General features: G+C 41.7%; 16 protein-coding genes and 2 tRNA genes. 11 read left to right on the top strand and 7 right to left on the bottom strand.

Annotated elements, in window-relative coordinates:
* The first annotated feature begins 57 nt into the window (after positions 1-57).
* Genes ICN22_RS09430 through ICN22_RS09420 form a run of 3 tightly spaced genes read left to right on the top strand, consistent with a single transcriptional unit; the run spans position 58 to position 1,978 of the window.
* Positions 58-885: a CYTH domain-containing protein gene (locus tag ICN22_RS09430; RefSeq protein WP_216170519.1), complete on the top strand. Its 828-nt coding sequence runs from the start codon at positions 58-60 to the stop codon at positions 883-885.
* On the top strand, positions 882-1,454 hold the full coding sequence (locus ICN22_RS09425; protein WP_216170517.1) for a chromate transporter: 573 nt from the start codon (positions 882-884) through the stop codon (positions 1,452-1,454). The genes ICN22_RS09430 and ICN22_RS09425 overlap by 4 nt, the downstream gene beginning before the upstream one ends.
* On the top strand, positions 1,451-1,978 hold the full coding sequence (locus ICN22_RS09420; RefSeq protein WP_216170515.1) for a chromate transporter: 528 nt from the start codon (positions 1,451-1,453) through the stop codon (positions 1,976-1,978). Before ICN22_RS09425 ends, ICN22_RS09420 begins: the two co-directional genes overlap by 4 nt.
* 8 nt (positions 1,979-1,986) lie before the next feature.
* Here the strand turns inward: ICN22_RS09420 and ICN22_RS09415 are convergent, their stop codons facing one another.
* Both ICN22_RS09415 and ICN22_RS09410 read right to left on the bottom strand, forming a co-directional pair.
* Positions 1,987-4,089, bottom strand: coding sequence for a TonB-dependent receptor (locus ICN22_RS09415; RefSeq protein ID WP_216170513.1), 2,103 nt, complete (start codon positions 4,087-4,089; stop codon positions 1,987-1,989).
* Positions 4,090-4,179: 90 nt separating this feature from the next.
* Positions 4,180-4,545 (bottom strand): hypothetical protein, encoded by a 366-nt coding sequence (locus ICN22_RS09410; protein WP_216170511.1) that lies wholly within the window; start codon positions 4,543-4,545, stop codon positions 4,180-4,182.
* A 60-nt stretch (positions 4,546-4,605) separates the two neighbouring features.
* Here ICN22_RS09410 and ICN22_RS09405 point away from each other — a divergent pair.
* Positions 4,606-4,682: transfer RNA gene (locus ICN22_RS09405), tRNA-Pro, on the top strand.
* 261 nt (positions 4,683-4,943) lie between these two features.
* Here the strand turns inward: ICN22_RS09405 and ICN22_RS09400 are convergent.
* Positions 4,944-5,300 (bottom strand): hypothetical protein, encoded by a 357-nt coding sequence (locus ICN22_RS09400; RefSeq protein ID WP_216170509.1) that lies wholly within the window; start codon positions 5,298-5,300, stop codon positions 4,944-4,946.
* A 188-nt stretch (positions 5,301-5,488) separates the two neighbouring features.
* On the opposite strand from ICN22_RS09400, the gene ICN22_RS09395 reads away from it, so the two are divergent.
* From ICN22_RS09395 to ICN22_RS09375, 5 genes are all read left to right on the top strand, one after another.
* Entirely contained in the window at positions 5,489-5,944 is a 456-nt protein-coding gene (locus tag ICN22_RS09395; RefSeq protein ID WP_216170507.1) for a hypothetical protein, read from the top strand.
* Between the two features lie 15 nt (positions 5,945-5,959).
* On the top strand, positions 5,960-6,448 hold the full coding sequence (locus tag ICN22_RS09390; RefSeq protein ID WP_216170505.1) for a high-potential iron-sulfur protein: 489 nt from the start codon (positions 5,960-5,962) through the stop codon (positions 6,446-6,448).
* Positions 6,424-7,098 (top strand): hypothetical protein, encoded by a 675-nt coding sequence (locus ICN22_RS09385; protein WP_216170503.1) that lies wholly within the window; start codon positions 6,424-6,426, stop codon positions 7,096-7,098. Before ICN22_RS09390 ends, ICN22_RS09385 begins: the two co-directional genes overlap by 25 nt.
* Before the next feature lie 24 nt (positions 7,099-7,122).
* Positions 7,123-10,110 carry a DEAD/DEAH box helicase gene (locus ICN22_RS09380; RefSeq protein WP_216170501.1) on the top strand — a complete coding sequence of 996 codons (2,988 nt, stop codon included), beginning with the start codon at positions 7,123-7,125 and terminating at the stop codon, positions 10,108-10,110.
* Between the two features lie 576 nt (positions 10,111-10,686).
* Positions 10,687-12,186 carry a hypothetical protein gene (locus ICN22_RS09375; protein ID WP_216170499.1) on the top strand — a complete coding sequence of 500 codons (1,500 nt, stop codon included), beginning with the start codon at positions 10,687-10,689 and terminating at the stop codon, positions 12,184-12,186.
* Between the two features lie 175 nt (positions 12,187-12,361).
* On the opposite strand, the gene ICN22_RS09370 is transcribed toward ICN22_RS09375, so the two are convergent.
* Positions 12,362-13,408 (bottom strand): site-specific integrase, encoded by a 1,047-nt coding sequence (locus ICN22_RS09370; protein ID WP_216170497.1) that lies wholly within the window; start codon positions 13,406-13,408, stop codon positions 12,362-12,364.
* Between the two features lie 80 nt (positions 13,409-13,488).
* Between ICN22_RS09370 and ICN22_RS09365 the strand changes: the two genes are divergently transcribed.
* Both ICN22_RS09365 and ICN22_RS09360 read left to right on the top strand, forming a co-directional pair.
* A tRNA-Arg gene (locus ICN22_RS09365) sits at positions 13,489-13,565 on the top strand.
* A gap of 376 nt (positions 13,566-13,941) precedes the next feature.
* Positions 13,942-15,051: an acyltransferase family protein gene (locus ICN22_RS09360; protein ID WP_216170495.1), complete on the top strand. Its 1,110-nt coding sequence runs from the start codon at positions 13,942-13,944 to the stop codon at positions 15,049-15,051.
* Between the two features lie 357 nt (positions 15,052-15,408).
* Here the strand turns inward: ICN22_RS09360 and ICN22_RS09355 are convergent, their stop codons facing one another.
* The 3 genes from ICN22_RS09355 to ICN22_RS09345 all read right to left on the bottom strand — a co-directional run bounded on the left by ICN22_RS09355 (position 15,409) and on the right by ICN22_RS09345 (position 17,446).
* Complete coding sequence (locus ICN22_RS09355; protein WP_216170493.1) at positions 15,409-15,675, bottom strand: hypothetical protein; 267 nt, start codon at positions 15,673-15,675, stop codon at positions 15,409-15,411.
* Positions 15,676-15,828: 153 nt separating this feature from the next.
* Positions 15,829-16,266 (bottom strand): hypothetical protein, encoded by a 438-nt coding sequence (locus ICN22_RS09350; protein ID WP_216170492.1) that lies wholly within the window; start codon positions 16,264-16,266, stop codon positions 15,829-15,831.
* 38 nt (positions 16,267-16,304) lie between these two features.
* Positions 16,305-17,446 (bottom strand): IS3 family transposase gene (locus ICN22_RS09345; RefSeq protein WP_216169371.1). Its coding sequence is split into 2 segments (ribosomal slippage): positions 16,305-17,179 and positions 17,179-17,446, totalling 1,143 coding nucleotides; the frame shifts between segments, so codons are not numbered across the junction.
* Positions 17,447-17,521: the final 75 nt, after the last annotated feature.

Raw genomic sequence — 17,521 nt, 5'->3', positions numbered from 1 at the left:
TTTCTAATATAGACCTCGAAGTGTTAATCTCTCAGTATTTATTAAGGGGAGTAGCACTTGAAACCAAAGCAAGGCATTACCAATAGAGAATTCAAGCTTCTGATTAAGCCTCAGGGCTTGGATAGGCGCAGCCGCATTACTACTTTGAGCGATCAAATCCTTCAGTTTTGCAAAAAAAGCAAGGTGGAATTTTTTCACTTAGATAACGCTACAACTGGTTTACGTAATATTTACTTTTACGATACCCCAGGTGAGGATTTCAGACGAAACAATATTATTTTGCGTGTCCGTGAGTCTCGTCAAAATATTTGGGTAGATGATTGGTGTGAGGTAACTTTAAAGTGCCGTACGGGTGATTTACAGAAGTCCCATGAATTTGATCCATCACCTAAGAAAACAATCAAATCACGTTTACGCCTAAAGGAAGAGATTCTACGAGGCGATACGATCGGTACAAGCAGAGCGATTTACTCCAACAACGCAATTTTGGATGCAGTGCCTATTGACAGTCTGTTTGAAAAATCCTTAGCTAGTGTTGCTAAGTATTTTCCCGGTTTGACGGCCTTACCGATCGATAAAAAATCACCCATTCGAATTGTGGGTGGTCGTACCAATAAGATTCTTGAGGCCTGTTTACCAATAGGCAACTTAGTATTTGGTGATGGCGTACAAGCACATTGTGAGATTGCGATTTGGATGAAGAGTGTGGGAGATCCGATTGTTGGAGAGTTGGCTTTTTCTTATCGAGTCAACGATGCAAACCGAGGCCAAGAAAAGGCTCATCGACGTGCCGATAAATTTTTTAAGAAACTACAAATTGAGCTCGCTAGCTGGTTGGAAATTGGTAGTACTAAAACAGCTTTGGTATACGGAAAACCTGAGTGAGCTCTCAGATTCAAGATGATGTGCAGCTTGCGAAGTCTCCAAGCTTAGGCGATCTATTTATTCAGTTTTTGATTATTGGCGCTGTCAGCTTTGGCGGGGGCATCATCGCCTACGAACGTATTCTCTTGGTTGAAAAGCGCAAGTGGCTCAGTGAGGATGAGTTCATGGCTTATCTAGCTATTAGTCAGACAATGCCGGGCTTAAATTCCGTGAACTTAGCAGTGCTCGCTGGAGATCACCTGCGCGGGGCTCTAGGTGCCATCATCGCTACCTTAGGCTTAATATTTCCGGGCGCATTGCTCGTGCTTGGGTTTGGCATGATTTACGCTAGTGCCGCAGACCATCCTTCAATCAATTTCATCTTAGCTGGGATTGCAGCAGCTGCCACTGGCTTACTAGCTGCAATTACCTACAAAATCGGTGATGCTCACTGGCGTCATGTGAAGTCATTGGCCATTATTGTTGTCACATTTATATTGATGAGTATCTTTAAGCTTTCATTGCCATATGTGATCCTCATCATGGCACCGATATCACTCTATCTGTATCGACCAGGTCAAACTCAATGAGCCTATTGATTCACTTAGCTTGGACCTTTGCTTTGCTTTCCATTCTTGCGGTTGGTGGCGGTACTGCCGTGTTACCGGAGATGCAAACCATACTCGCACATCAGTTTGGTATCGACCACACCCAATTTGTTCATATTTATAGTATTGGCCAGTTAGCGCCTGGCCCTAATATGTTGATGGTTCTAGTCATTGGCTATCAAATTGCTGGACTCATCGGTGCGGGGGTAGTCTTGCTATCCTTCTTTTTGCCTTCAAGCGTTCTTTGTTTTTATGTCGGGCGCTTATGGAATCGTTTTGGAGAAAGTCCTTGGCGTCGATCTATTCAAAATGCGCTTGAGCCCATTTCTATTGGGCTAATGTCTTCTGGTGTTTACGCGGTTGCCAAAGCATCTGTAGTGAGCAGTATTACCTTGGCTCTTGCCCTAGTCACTCTGTATCTCATTCTCAGAACCAAGATTAATCCAGTATTAGTGATTCTTGGCTCAGGAGGATTTGGAGCTTTACTAATGGCCTATCTAAAATAGGCGAAAACTTAGAAGGTTCCTCGCAAGCCAATCATGAGACTCCTACCGGGTTGAGGTGCATATAACCTGACAGCCATTGGCGTCGTAGCATACCGAACTTGCTCATTGAGCAAGTTCTTCAGATTCATATACACAGTCCAATTTACATCTCTTACTTTTTCTGTATAAGAGATGCCAGCATTTAATAAGTTATAGCTTGGAGCAGGGCCTTGCTCCCAGCTTGCCAAGCGATTCTGTTGATAGCTGTAGATGTAAGTCGTACTCGTAAGCCAGCCATTTTTTTGGTGTGCTAACTCTGCGCCTAAGCGTGGTGCAGGCTGTAGGGGTAGATTACCTCCCGCATCAAAAGTCCCTTGTGAAGCATCGCCGAATACGCGACTGCCTAAGCCAGTCTGATTCCAGTTGTAGGTAAGTTCACCTTCAATACCTTTAATGGTCGCTGCAGCTTGCTGCGCAGTCACTACGTTAAAGCCATCACCTTGCCCACCATTATTAATAGTGCTACCAGTGTAATAACCATAAATATAGTTATTAAAACGGTTGGCATAGACACTTGCCTTGCTCCTCAATAATCCACTAGTCTTCTGAATATTGAACTCTAAGTTATGTGAGGTCTCCTTACCCAAATTGGGATTACCAATATCAAAGGTGGCAGTGGATTCATGTGCGCCATAAGAATAGAGTTCTTGAGCACTCGGTGCTCTTTGTGACACGGTATAAGCTACCCCAGTTCCATACCCTTGCATGAAATTCCATAAGCTACCGGCAGAATAGGACATGAGATTAAATTTGCGATTCTGCAGAGTAATACTAGGAGTAGTTCCGGCAGGGGCGACTGTAGGCTGAGTCTCTAAGGCTGTACCCAAATTCGGATTCTGGGCAACATTGTTATAGCGTAGCCCCAGGCTGCCTTGTAAAGAATTCCACTTGCCTTCCTCGATCCAAAATAAGGCATTAGAATTGGTTTTGGTTGGAGGAACAATGGCATAACTACCTGTACCCACTTCGGTAGCATTGAGAGAGGCAGCAGAGACTTGAGCTCCAAAAGTACCTTTCCATCCAGCTATCGGATTGTGAGCCAATTCTAGGCGAGCCTCATTGGCAATGTTCTTCCAAACTGCAGCAGCGCTACCCACGTTATTAAATTCAGTATGGTTGTAATTCGAATTGGCTGCACTCAATTTCAAAGATGAAAATCCCGCAAATGGATCTCGAGTTTGATGCTGAACGTCATATCGATTTTGCGATTGGTTAATCGATCCTCCTTCAGGCGTCGGAATGCCGTAGTTATTATTTAAGCGCTCTACAGAAACTCCGGTGTAGCCAGATTCACCTATATAAGAAACGCCAACACCTAAATTATTCTGCTTACTGAAGCTATTGGGTAAGTTACCAGAATAGTTATTGCCGCCGTTTCCATCCGGTGGAACAGTCCACCCTCCAGTAGGCTCACCCTGCGATTGTGTTGAGTTGCCTGGTATGCGGTAATTATTGGCATTATTCATTGCGGTATCTACGTGTACTGCTATTGAGCCAAAAGCACCATCTACCTCTAATGCTCCAGATCTGCCATTATTTACAGTCTCATAGCTGGTATTGACAGCGCCAGTTGGTCTATCAGGCAAATTGGTGAGGATGCGATCGTTGATCACATTAACTAGTCCACCGCTTGATCCTGAGCCATAGAGTAGGGCAGCTGCACCACGAAGAATCTCAACTTGGTGCGCATTTTGCATATTGTTTCCCACGGCATGATCTTGTGAGATGTTAGATACATCGCCAACGGAGAGACCATTTTGCAAAATTTGTACACGTGCACCTTCAAGACCTCGAATGACTGGTCGAGATGAGCCTGCGCCATATCCTGTAGCAGAGACACCAAGCTCATTGGCTAGTGTGGCGCCTAGAGTTGCACCTAATTTATTGAGAAGCTCATCGCCTTGCAAAACCTTGGTTGGCGTCAGAATGCTTTGAGTAGCCTCTTGTGATCCTGTGGCAGTGATTTCCAAGCTTGGGGCAGCTGATTGAGCGAGAGTGACTGAGCTCAATAAGCTAGAGATAAGAATAAAAATGAGTTTTTGCTTGCCTAAACAATGATGGGGGTGCCACATAGTAAAGCCTTCATTCTGAAAAATGCACCTAGTAAGGTGGATGCATTGAATAAATCGGTAGGCCAAGCATTAGCCTGGCGTGATGATGAATTACAGAATGAAGCTAGGTGGAGCTCTAGATTGATAAAGCCCAATTTGAGTTTGAGCTAGTGAAGAATCATTGGATACCAATTGCATCTCATGAAAGAGGTTGGTGCCAAGGAATAAGTTTGGAGTTGAGGCAACAAAGCCAGCAAGTGTGAGTGCATCAAGCAAATGACAACTAGAAAAACTATGGCCAAGGGCTGGCGCTTGGTCTGTGCAACTTAATTCAATATTTTGGTGATGGATTCCGGAGTGAGCAATGCCGTGAGCAAAGCCAATCCAGTGGGTGCCCAGTAAGCTGGCAAGCAGAAAACTGAGGGCAAGGAAGCCCCTGAGTTGCTTTCTGAATTTGCTTAAAAATAAGGCTTCCATGCCCCGAATCTTACAGTATTTGCCCCTGTAGGTCATCTCAGTGTAGAATATTGATTCCGTCGGAGTGTAGCGCAGCCTGGTAGCGCACCTGCTTTGGGAGCAGGGGGTCCAAGGTTCGAATCCTTGTACTCCGACCACTTTCCCTTATTGTTCTAGTTACACCCAGCATATAACTGCCCATAGCTCAGCTGGATAGAGCAACGCCCTTCTAAGGCTATCAGGACTGTTCGGCTTCGCCTTGAACCATCAAAATCAATAGGTTGCCCGCTCTAAAATTACAGAATCTCGGTACCAAACCTGTTTATACAATAATTTTTTAAAACTAGGGGACCAAACGGGGACCAAATTATTAATAAGTTCGTTCTCTGGTCAGGGGCGAATCATTTGCTTGTCCATATTCACAGGTAGTTTTTTCGGATACCCCATTTAAATGCTAGTTGCTCTAGGCAATCACGGAAGTAGAATCCTCGCCCAGTCATTTCTGAGACTATTTCATCCCTATAACCATGGTCATCTATAGCAGCTTGTAGGATGTGGGAAGGGTAGATTCCCGGCTTTCCAAATTCAGGATCAATTTCTTTTACTCTTATAGAGCCTATGAGTAGTTCATTATCAATTTCATTAATTTTTACTGGCACACCACAGCCAATAAGTTTGTCCTTAACGTAAGCGACTGGATAGACAGAATGGCTGCCTAAGCTATTCAATAACTCTAGCAGTTGATCTTTCTGCTTGTTTGTAAGATTCCAGTCCATAGTCCATTTCCATTAAGTAATCCTCAGATTAGCATTAAGGGGTACCCCTTGCTGATTTCCTAGAACCCAGACCCCACCGTACCCGTACCCCTAAATTAAGCTTAGGAGTCCCATATTTGTCTTGCACAGTATTTTGGACATTTGGAAGGCAAAAAATGGTATCGTTTAAAAAAAGGTAATACTAAAAAATGAAAAGACTTGCTTCCTTTGCCTCAATTCTTTTGATTCAAATACCCTTGCTTGGCTGTGCTGGGTATATTTCGGGAATCCAAGACCATAATACGTTTGGAGCGATATGGAAGGGACCCTCTTCTAGCAATGGTTATGTTGGTGAGTTAGCTGCTTTTTCTGGTACTGGCTATCCTCAGGTTGAGCAGAGAGCTTCGCAAAATTGCTCCTCCTATGGTGGATTAAAAGGACAACCCACAAAATCAAGGCCCGATAATCCGCTTGCAGGCACTACTTATTGGAAATATCAATGTAACGGTATGCAAAGTTATTCAGCACCCCCTGCAAGCCCCGTACAAAAACCTCCCGTAACAACATTATTATCTATTGAACAAGCTAAATCAAAATGCGTTGATTTAGGATTCAAGCAAGGTACTGAGCAATTTGGTAATTGCGTACTAAAATTTACTAAGTAACAAGATGGCTATCCTGTGATTATTAATAGAAGATTTTTTACGATTTATTCAATTTCTCTGCTTGGAACTTGCCTAAGTAAAAATGTCAATTCTCAAGTAATGCTCTCTGAGTCTGATATAAATGCAAACGCTTTGGGCTACAAAGAAAATGCGATGAATGTTGATAGGGCAAAATATGCTAAGTTTTCAACAGATCAAGGATGTTATAACTGTGCCTTATATCAAGGCTCCATAGGATCCTCATATGGTGGTTGCCCGCTATTCGCAGGTAAAAATGTAAGTGCTAGTGGGTGGTGTTCTGCATACGCTAGAAAGGCAGGGTATTCAGGTTCCGCACCACCACAAAATTACTCTGCTCCTGCACCGCAGACAGCCAATCCCGCTCCGCAAAATATGCGTAATACAAGTATGAGTATTGATGCTGCTAAAGCACAATGTGCAGATTTGGGATTTAAATCTGGAACTGAGGGTTATGCAAAATGCGTACTTCAACTTTCAAAATAGTATTTTTGGTTAACATCTGTTTTCTGGCTTTCGTAGAGTTTTCTTACGCTGGCCCTTCTCGTTTTGAATGTCTTGAAAAGCTAGGTAACTCAGCAACTAAAGACCAGCTTGATGCTTGTGTAAATGGAAGCTCTGGACCTAATTCAAAGAAAATACAGGAATCTAATAGCATTACGTCATCCGAAGAAGCTTCATGCTCTGATATGGGATTTAAGAGAAAAACTGAATCTTTTGGTAATTGTGTTTTGGAGTTGATGGAGAGAAAAGATACAGCTGTCGCAGGTGCAGATCCAGACGGGGCAACTTGTATTAAGTATGGTTTTAAGCCTAAATCCCCTGAGTATGCTTCTTGTAGATTGCAAATTGATCAGGCCCGTCAGCAAGCACAACAAAACCAAGCGCAGTTTCTTGAGCAAAAACAAGCATATGATAAAGCTGATAAGCAAAGAAGAATTGATGCATCTATGAAGTTAATGGATATGGGTCAAAGGATGACAAGTGGTCAGAGTCCCGCAGATGCCTATAGACAGGCAAATGGACTTGCCCCTTTGCAACCTCCAGTTGCTCCTATGCAAACTCGGACCTATATGCTTCCAAATAACAAAATGATGACATGCACAACTGCGGGTTCGGTGACGAATTGTTTTTAGGGCAAGACCCCTCCAATTAAGTAGATGGCAACATTTAATGAATTTCTCCTAAGCCTTGATCCTGATTATGGTAAGCGTGGAAAGCAGTTTGAGCATTTTGTTAAATGGTTTCTCAAGAATGATCCTGAATGGTCTACCCAAGTGGATCAGGTTTGGCTTTGGGATGAATATCCAGATAGCTGGGGTCGTGACTGCGGTATTGATCTAGTCTTTAAACATAAAAATGGTGAGAACTGGGCTGTTCAGGCTAAGTGTTATGCAGCCACTACCTCAATCACTAAAGCCGATGTTGATTCCTTCATTAGTGAGTCTAATAGAGATGGAATTGATAAAAGGCTGCTAATTGCCACTACAGACTTAATTGGACCTAATGCCAAACAAGTCTGTGATGCTCAAGATAAGCCTGTCACTCGCTTCCTGCTATCCCATTTTGAAGATGCGGACATTGAATACCCAGCCAATCTAGATGATCTGCCAAAGGCAAAGCGAAAAGAGAAGCCTAAGCCAAGGGAACACCAAATTGAAGCTATAGATGCGGTAGCTTTAAACTTTAAGGATGTAGATCGTGGTCAGCTGATCATGGCCTGTGGTACTGGGAAGACGTTTACAACCCTGTGGATTAAAGAAAAGCTCGGTGTTGATTCAACGCTTGTTCTCCTGCCTTCGCTTGGTTTGCTTTCCCAGACCCTACATGAATGGACATTGGCTGCCAATGAAGAGTTTCAGGTTCTTTGCGTATGTTCTGATGAATCCGTAGGTAGGAGAGGTTCAGATGAAGCGGTTCATTCCATTGCCGATCTTGCATTCCCAGTTACCTCTAATGCTGGCGAGATCACAGCGTTCCTTAATGGGTCTGGCAAGAAGGTGATCCTCTCAACATACCAATCGTCACCACTCATTGCTGAAGCGCAATCAGACAAAGCCGTTCCTGCATTTGATTTAGCTATTGCTGATGAAGCTCACCGTTGTGCTGGCAAGGTATCAGGTGACTTCTCAACCATCTTGGATGAAGAAAAGATTAGGGCTAAGAAGAGGCTATTCACTACCGCCACTCCCAGAACCTACTCCTCCAGCGTTAAGAAGGCTGCTGAGGATCGTGGTGTTGAAGTTGTTGGAATGGATGATGAGGCAATCTTTGGAAAGCAGTTATTTGCTCTGAGCTTTGGTGAGGCGATCAAACGAGGTCTATTAACTGACTATCGGGTAGTCATTATTGGGGTTGATGATCCAACTATTTCAGCGTGGATTGAGAACAAGGAGCTACTAAAGGCAGACTGTGACATTGAAATGGATGCTGAGTCTCTGGCTGCTCAGGTCGGGCTTTTAAAGGCGATTAAAGACTATGACCTCCATAGGTTAATTAGCTTTCATAGCAGGGTTAGCCGTGCTGAAGATTTCTCACAGAATATTCATAAGGTTCTTGGCTGGATTGATGAAAAGCATAAGCCAAGTGGTGAGTTGAAATCTGACTTTGTCTCTGGCGAGATGCCTACAGATAAAAGAAGGCGAAAGCTATCTCAATTAAAGAGCCTCAAGGACGACCAAAGGGGTCTGCTAACTAATGCAAGATGCTTATCAGAAGGTGTCGATGTGCCATCTTTGGATGGTGTGGCATTCATAGATCCAAGAAGCAGTCAGATTGACATCATTCAAGCCGTTGGGAGGGCGATTCGTTTAAGTGAGAACAAGAAGGCTGGAACTATTATCCTTCCAGTCTTTATAGCCAATAGTGACGATCCAGAACAAGCCCTAGAGGAGGGTAACTTTAAGCCTATTTGGGATGTGTTGAATGCCCTAAAGTCACATGATGATGTATTGGCAGATGAGCTAAATGAAATCAGAACAGAGTTGGGACGCAAAGGCGGAGGCAAGATCTCACCGAATGTTTTTTCAAAAATTACTATTGACTTGCCAGTAGATATTGATAAAAAATTTGGCGAAGAAATTAGTACATATTTAGTAGAGCAGGTTACTGCCTCATGGGAATTTTGGTATGGGCTACTTGAAAAATATATTGAGGAGAAGGGTCAGTTAACATTCTATGAACGAGAGTTCAATACTTTTAACCTTAGAGACTGGGTGATTAGTCAAAGGAGATTATATAGCTCTGGTAAATTGAATGCTGAGAAGATAGCAAGACTTGAGCTTATTAAAGCTTGGTCATGGGATCCAAAGGATGAACTTTGGGAAGCAAAGTTTAAAATTCTTGAAGAATACGTAAAACTTAAGGGTACTGCCCGTAATCCTAGTAAATACGAATCTGATTTTGAGAAAAAAGTCATGGACTGGGTTAGCGGTCAAAGGGTAAGAAAACTTGAGCTTAGCGAAGAGCGAATTAGAAGATTAGAATCTTTGAACGGCTGGTCTTGGGACTTTATAAATGATAGCTGGGAGGATAATTTTTTAAGCTTGAGAGAGTTATCGGAAAAACAAAATCAAGAAATATTGCAAATACCTCAAGACTTAATGCTTTTAAATGGTACAAACCTTTTTATGTGGGCTGGAACTCAAAGGGCTAGATATAAACAAGGCAAATTAAGCATAGATAGAATTTCTAAGTTACAACTTGTAAAAGGTTGGTCATGGAATGCGAAAAGCGATAAATGGGAGATTGGCTTTTCCGAGTTAGAAAAATATGTCAAAATAAATGGAACATCTTTGGTTCCAAAATCTTATGATTTAACTAGCAATTATCCTTTAGGGAAATGGGTAATTACACAAAGAAACTGGAAGGATAAACTTCCTGTGGATAGAGTAAAAAAATTGGAGTCTCTTCCAGAATGGTCGTGGGATGTCAAAAATGATATATGGGAAAAGGGTTTTAATGAGCTTTTGAAATATGTTCAAAAAATGAATAGCTCGGACGTTCCAAATAGATATAAAACTGATGATGGCTACCCTTTGGGAGGCTGGTGTAGCAAAGTACGGTCTACCAAATCTCAAAATAAGCTTTCTGTAGAGCGGATTAAAAGACTTGAAGCAATTCATGATTGGAAGTGGGTGAGAAAGTAGATAAAATATTAGCTGTAACAACCTTCGGAAGCTAGTCATGAAAACATATCTCACCAGAGAGCAAATCCAAGAGCGGATTAAAGCTCTACCCAGAAATCCTAAAATCCTCACTAGAGGGCAGATTAGACAGCGTATCCAAGAGCTGGCTATAACTAATCCACCCAAGAGACCTAAGAATGTTGTGTGGAGCTAAGCTCAGGGGTAAGGATGCCCATTGCCAAAAGCATGGGATGTTCAATGGACGATGCAGACTACATGGGGGTCTATCACCAAAAGGATCTGACCATTGGAACTTCCAAGGTAAAGGCTGCACCAAAGAAGAACGTCAACGATCTGTGGACACTAATGCCTATATTAAGTTCCTAGAGCAACTAGCAATTAGTCTTGGAATGATTGAAACCAAGAGGTAGTCGTTATTACGATGTTTAGCTATTTTTGGATATATCTTTGCCGCTTAAAACGCTACCCTATGGATGTTGAAAAATAGCCCCATACATATCGCCCTAGTTGTATTCCCATTTTGTACCCGTTCTATTCCCATTGATCTCATGAGGTAGTTATGTCTTAATTCAACTCATGACTAATACAGCTTGGAAAAATAAAACGTATAACTTGCATTTGAAGCATATTCATATGCCAGAAGATAGTTTTTTTGATGACAAGATATCCATGGTTATTGAGAGGTTGCAGAGTAGATTAGTAATTCAGAATAAGCCCCAATTAAAAATGCAGATTGCACATGAATTTGCTGCACGCTCAATCATTGAGGGTCTTTATCAGGTATTCGGAAGTAGACACCAGCAATGCAGACTTTCTGTCCCAACAAGCGATGGTGCATATGGGAGTAAGCCTCACCAATTGAATGAATTTAGTCATACAGCTGTTTTAAGGATATTGGATGCCCTAGAATCTTTGGGATGGATTGAGCGTAAAAGAGGCTTCAAAAATAGGAATGGGGAGAATATTCCAACGACTATTAAGGCTGTAGGTGGACTCCTTGAGGAATTTGAACGGATCAAATATGTATGGAGAAAGATTACCCCTAAAAATCAAGATGTAATCGTCCTCAAGAATTTTGATCCTAAAACCAAATCAAAAACTCAATGCATCTTTAAAGACAATAACGATATTCGTAGGTGGCGCAAGAATCTTGAGTTTTATAACAGATTCATTGTTCAACATGCGCTTTGCTTATCCATTGATAGGCATCATCTTGATGAAGGTTTAATAAAGAGGATGACAAATAATAAATATCAACTTGACTGGGCTTTTGGGGACAACAAAAAGAAGCCACGGATATTTAACTATCTCCATGTTCAATTAAGACGAATCTTTTCCAGAGGAAGCTTTCAAAAAGGGGGTCGCTTTTACGGTGGCTGGTGGCAATTTATCCCTAGTGAATACCGAAGATATATCACAATCAATGGCTTGCCCACCGTGGAGGTGGATTATTCAGAGTTGCACCCCAGAATGATGTATCGGGATGCTAATTTGCCATTGCCAGAGGGTGACTTATATGACTTAGGACTTCGTTATGAGGGGAGGGAATATAACAAGAACATTGAGCCATATAAATCTAAAAGAAAAGTCATTAAAACCTATATCAATGCCATGATTAACGATGATAGGGGCAACTTTAAGCTCAATAGTCGGCAAATTAAAATTATGGAAATGAATACTGCCCAGCTAGAGGCAAGTGTGATTAAAAAGCATCCGATTATTAAGGAAATTAAGGGTAAAGGGTTTGGCCTGCGATATCAGTTTGTTGATTCCCAAATTGCAGAAATGGTGATGATGAGATTGTTAGGCCAAGAGATTCTTTGTTTACCTGTCCATGACTCATTCATATGCCAAGAACATCACCTACCTGTATTAGAACTTGCCATGCATGAAGCCTATGAGGCGGTATTAGGTTCAATTCCACAGCTTAAAGATCCCGAGCAATTTAAAACTGACTTTGAGCCAGTCTACTACCCGAGTGGTCAGCTTGATCTCACCTATATGAAGAATCAGTCCCAAGATTCCCAGCATGATGAGTTCTTGAGTACCTTCTGGAGATTTCAGCAAAAGAACTGAGAAGCCAAAAACACCATATATCGGCATCCCAGCTTCCCTCCATTATGTGAAGAAAACTCCAATAAATTTCAGTAAATATCAATAAATTCAATGAGTTACAGGAATAATGTTAAATTTGGCGAATCCTTCATTGATAACAGATGGTCTATGGTGGGAAGAACTATAGCAAGGTCAATCATGTTTTCACGGATATTTTTTCAGCAGCATCCAGTCTTTTGAGGATGGCTTCATGCGATGGATGGGTATAGCGATTGAGCATTGCTACGGTTTTATGCCCGCTAATATGGGATAACTCAATAACGTTAAGACCTAAATCAGATAAGCGGCTCAATGCCTCATGCCGTAAGTCATGGAAACGTAGACCATCAAATGGATTGTTTCCCACCTCTGACCAAGCCTCTTGTGCCTTGACCCTCACTTTTTCAAATTGATTACGAAGCACACTCATACTCATCGGAAATACCTCTTTTGTACCCATTGCCATTAACGACTCCAAGATAGCTATTGCATCCAAGGTCAGAGGAACTTTGCGTGGCTCCCCATTCTTAGTGGTATGCAAATAAGCTCTTCGGTTAGGAATATCAATGTCGGTCCAATGTAAGCCCATCAATTCTCCACGTCTCATACCTGTGGCAATAGCAAATTCAATGATGGAACGCAAAAGACTGTATCCCAATTCATTACAGGTTGAGATCAGTATTTTTTCAACTTGCCCATAAACTCTTTTAGTTCTGCCTTGTGGAGCTGGCATTCTCTTAATCCCTTTGGTGGGATTTGGTATGGGTAAGTCCCAGTCACCCTCTAGCATTTGGAAGAGCTTTGAGATGGTATTGAAGTAGTGGTTGATAGTCTCCCCAGAGCGGCCTAGTTTGAGTAGGTCATCTCTCAAGGCAAGAACCGCCAATTTATTTACTTGCTCAACTGGTAAATGTCCCCAGCGTTTAATGAGAATGCGTAGGCGGGATGTTTCACAACGGACTATTTTCTTGTGAATAGAGTGGGTCTTCATATAGTGTATGGCTGCCCGCTCAAATAGCACCTCAGAGCTAGGCTTTGCGGGTCCATCTGGTTCCACATACAGCCCCAACCTCAGCTCAGCCTCTGTTTGCTTAGCCCATTGCACCGCCTCTAAACGGTTGTAAAATGTCTTGGAAAGGGTGTTTTGACCGACTCGCTTAATGCGGACTCGGTAAGAGCCATTTCGCTTTTGAAGTGACGCCATTGTTTACCTCGGGGACCAAAAAGGGACCAATCCGAGACTCTTGCGTTCATAGTTGCTTGCAACTTATTGATTTATATATTCTGCCCATAGCTCAGCTGGATAGAGCAACGCCCTTCTAAGGCGTAGGTCGCACGTTCGAATCGTGCTGGGCAGGCCAAAAATTCATATAAACTAATGCTTTTAACAGCGCTCTAATACTCGGTACTCGTACCTAGGAGTATTTATACCCTACTTGGGGGACCATCAGGGGACCAAAATTAGTTTGGGAAATGTATAGATTTCGAAAGTTTATTAACTTGATAGATATTGATTCTTTATCAAAGGGCTTAATTACCTCTTTTTCTATTTGTTTCCACAATTGGTCTCACAAGGCTTACATTGAGTAAATCTTTAAGTGGGTGCTGAAGGGGTTGATATGAAATATCGAGGAGGTGCTATCACCTTGGGAGGCTGGCGAAATCGCATTTTTAGTTAGAATTTAGATAAGAAGTCTGCTTATCACTTATTGCCTGTTTTAATTTGGCTGGAATCTTTTGAATAATTCTACTTACGCTATTACACCTAGCCTCAGCAATTCAATAGATGTCATGCGTGGCATTGCTTGTTTGGGTGTTATTTGGGGGCATTCAATATCTGAAAATACAGTTTTGAGGATAGGTGGCTTACCAATCTACATAAATGGTGCTTTTTGGGTATGGATTTTCTTTTCTATCAGCGGCTATTTAATAGCCAAAAGCTTTCTACAGCAACACTATTCTCCTAGTTATAAAGGGTACGTAAAATTTTTACTTAATAGAGCACTTAGGATTTTGCCATTAGCTTATTTAGCCCTCATTATTGGCTTAATTGCATCTTTTATTGCTGAAGATGTTCCAACCTCTGTTATTAAGCAGTTTTTATTTATTTCTCACTTCAATGACATGTCTCTATCTGGACCGTTGTGGTCAGTAGCTACAGAACTCCATTTTTATTTATTTGCAATTTTTTTAATGCCGATAATTTTCTTTAAAGCAAGATTTCTACTATTGCCATTGTTCATATTTGCTTTTTTATTTAGTGGCTGGTGGGCCATGAAATCAGGAGATATGGCCATACAGCCAAGGACACTATTTAGCAATATTGGACTTTTTATTTTTGGTTTTTCTGTGGCCTTTATTAAGCCTTTAAAGTTTCGTTATGCATCAATTGTTAAAGTAGCCCTTATTTTTTCTTTCATATTCATTGTCTGGGAAATGCAAAACCTAGGCTTTGGCGGCGTATTAAGAAAAATACTAGATACCCATGGTATTACTGGAGGATTTTTCTGGGACTGGGGTTTTATCTCTAAAATTGCATCTTCGTTTGGCATCGTACTTCCTATGGGTATTGGTTCTGTAGTGGCAATGCTAATTGTTTTGACTTTACTGGGCCTTGATGAAAAAGGGGGGTCCAGTAATTTAGCTAGATGTTTTTCATTCTTTAGTTGGTCCGGATTTTATTGTTATGGAATTTATGTTTGGCATTCAATACTAGCTAAATTGAATAGCATATTTTTTAAAATTTCGGATGAGATTACCTTGCTGGCATATCTTTCAATTTCATTGGCAATCGCCCCAATAAGCTTCAAAATCTTTGAAAGATATTTTCTGAAATTTAAATTTTAGAACGAAATGCTAAGAAAACTATGTGGTAGTTTTATATCAATTAATTTTTTTTGCAAGAGACGCTCTTAATTTTTTATTGAAGCAAAAATTTGTAGATTATCTTATTGGACTGAACAGAATAAGATGATTACATCCGGATGAATGCTGCGATGATATTTCTTTGGGCCTAATCAAACCAAAGGTACTGTTTCTTAGTAGTTTGGTAGACCCTGTTGCAGAAGTCTTCTTTAGATTCGTTAGCCTGCCTAACAAGGCCTTCAGATTGAGTCCATGTGCAGTCTGCCCAACCCATATAGAAGATTTTGGTTGTTACAGGCTTTAGCTTATCGGACAGCTTTTGTAGTCGACTTTTAAGGGTCATCTATTTACCTCCAGATGGGCTAATTCGAGGGCTAGGAGCTTCTGCTCTAAAACATATACCTCATGGGCTTTAAGTATCTGTGTGAGCATATAAACTAATCGAGTCGCTTCTGAAGTGGCTATTTTTCCAACCCTAGACTCCCTATAGACTTTTGCCATTTCACGCCTGACATCATCGCTAGTTGCAAGATTAATACGAGGGGTAGCATCCTCAACTATCGTTATGGGTGCTTGTTGTATAGGGGATTCTTTTGTGCGAGTCATGCTGAATGCTCCCCAAATGTTAGTTCTGGATTACTAGTGCAAACTGGATTATTGGGTTTCAATCCACTTCCATGACAGAAAGAAGGAAGAAAGTATTCTTTCTGGATTACTAGAATTTTCTCTAAGAGAATCCAGTAAGTTGACTCAATATTCTCAATCATTGGAAGCTCCCATATCATCCGATTTAATTGCTATATAAGTTTTTCTACCTTTCCTTTTTTCTGTTGGCGGAAGATGGGCTTCTTCTAAATCACCTCTTGTAATCAACGAATCTATAACCGTTTTAAGTTTGGTGGATTTACCACCCATCTCATTTTGTATCTCATTTTTTGACGGCCATTCCAGCTTATTTATAGCCTTCATGACCTCCGCCTCAAGAGGTTTCATTTTTTGGGCAATTCTTGTTCCGTAGTCTGAACGCATAGGGGTCACATATCTGTAATCAAGAGAAACCTCGTCTCCAAACTCATCAATTGCCAACTTGCTATGAGTAACACTTTGGAAGTAGATTTCATTGAAGGTTAGCTCAACCCTTCGTTTATTCATTTTAAGAATTCGCTTTCCATCATCATCAGCGTGAACTGCTGTCAATTTAGGTCCAATACCAAAGAGAGTTTTTCTATAGTAAATCATTGCAGCAACATGGGTTGATTCTGGATTATTTTGGGCACTTGGGTTTGAGGTGCTGGTGGTCTGTAACCTAAAGCGCTATGAGGCCTGACTTGGTTATAGTGCTTGACCCACTCCCCCACGATGATCTGGGCTTCTTTTAGGCTATAGAAGATTTCTCCATCTAATAAATTGTCTCTGAAGGTGCCATTAAAGCTTTCACAAAAGCCATTCTCCCAAGGACTACCCGGTTCAATGTAAGCGGTTTTCACTCCAACCCCAGATAACCAACTACGTAGCTCTTTAGCAATAAATTCTGGGCCATTGTCCGATCGAATATATTGCGGGATACCGTTGTCAATCATGGCGTTGGCCAGTTGTTCAATCACCTGGATCGATCCAATTCTTCTAGCGCAGTGGATCGTTAAACACTTTCTAGTGAACTCATCAATCAGGGTGAGCATCCGGATCTTGCCACCATACGCATCTCTAATGAACACAAAGTCATAACTCCAAACATGATTGGGATAGTTGGCTCGAAGCCGCATACAACTGCCATCGTTAAACCAGAGCCTACCTCTAGGAGGTTGCTTTTGTGGGATCTTCAGACCCTCTTGCCGCCAGATACGAGCTACCTTGCTTGTCGTAGCTTGTCCCCAGCCGGCATTACGCATCATCCCAGCAATAAATCGATAACCATATCGGCCATAGGTGCTCGCCATACGGATGACTTCAGCCCGTAGGGGCTCTTCGTCATCTTTAGGCAGTGGCATATAACGATAAGCTGCTCTGGATAGCCCCACTAATTCACAAGCTAAGCGCTCTGATGTTGAGTATTTATTCATCAACACCTGAGCAGCTGTTTTGCGTTTAGCAGGGCTTAGAAGTTTCCCTTAATGACTTCCTTAAGCATGACCTCGCGCAAGGAGAGATCGGCAACAAGCTTCTTTAAGCGGGTATTTTCTAGCTCTAGATCTTTGTACTTACGAGCCTGATCGACTTTCATACCGCCGTAGATCTTGCGCCAACGGTAATAGCTTTGCTCAACCGTACCCACTTCTTTACAAGCCTGGGCTAGGGTTTTGCCATTGGTGGTTAAAACATCGATTTGACGCAATAAGGTGACGATTTGCTCGGGTTTAAGACGCTGACCTTTTGCCATATTTAGCACTCCTTTAAGGTGAAGATTATCAAAAATCCTCTCTTCTAGGGTGGTACTAAAAATCAGGTCAGTTCA

Origin of the sequence: Polynucleobacter bastaniensis, assembly GCF_018882205.1 — a bacterium.
In the GTDB taxonomy this organism is placed as follows: Bacteria; Pseudomonadota; Gammaproteobacteria; order Burkholderiales; family Burkholderiaceae; genus Polynucleobacter; species Polynucleobacter bastaniensis.
This window is presented reverse-complemented; position numbering and strand designations above follow the sequence as displayed.

Excerpts from the sequence above, each read along its gene's own strand:
- ICN22_RS09420 (WP_216170515.1), top strand. The coding sequence starts at position 1,451 with ATGAGCCTATTGATTCACTTAGCTTGGACCTTTGCTTTGCTTTCCATT.
- ICN22_RS09415 (WP_216170513.1), bottom strand. The coding sequence starts at position 4,089 with ATGTGGCACCCCCATCATTGTTTAGGCAAGCAAAAACTCATTTTTATT.
- ICN22_RS09410 (WP_216170511.1), bottom strand. The coding sequence starts at position 4,545 with ATGGAAGCCTTATTTTTAAGCAAATTCAGAAAGCAACTCAGGGGCTTC.
- ICN22_RS09400 (WP_216170509.1), bottom strand. The coding sequence starts at position 5,300 with ATGGACTGGAATCTTACAAACAAGCAGAAAGATCAACTGCTAGAGTTA.
- ICN22_RS09395 (WP_216170507.1), top strand. The coding sequence starts at position 5,489 with ATGAAAAGACTTGCTTCCTTTGCCTCAATTCTTTTGATTCAAATACCC.
- ICN22_RS09385 (WP_216170503.1), top strand. The coding sequence starts at position 6,424 with ATGCGTACTTCAACTTTCAAAATAGTATTTTTGGTTAACATCTGTTTT.
- ICN22_RS09380 (WP_216170501.1), top strand. The coding sequence starts at position 7,123 with ATGGCAACATTTAATGAATTTCTCCTAAGCCTTGATCCTGATTATGGT.
- ICN22_RS09375 (WP_216170499.1), top strand. The coding sequence starts at position 10,687 with ATGACTAATACAGCTTGGAAAAATAAAACGTATAACTTGCATTTGAAG.
- ICN22_RS09370 (WP_216170497.1), bottom strand. The coding sequence starts at position 13,408 with ATGGCGTCACTTCAAAAGCGAAATGGCTCTTACCGAGTCCGCATTAAG.
- ICN22_RS09355 (WP_216170493.1), bottom strand. The coding sequence starts at position 15,675 with ATGACTCGCACAAAAGAATCCCCTATACAACAAGCACCCATAACGATA.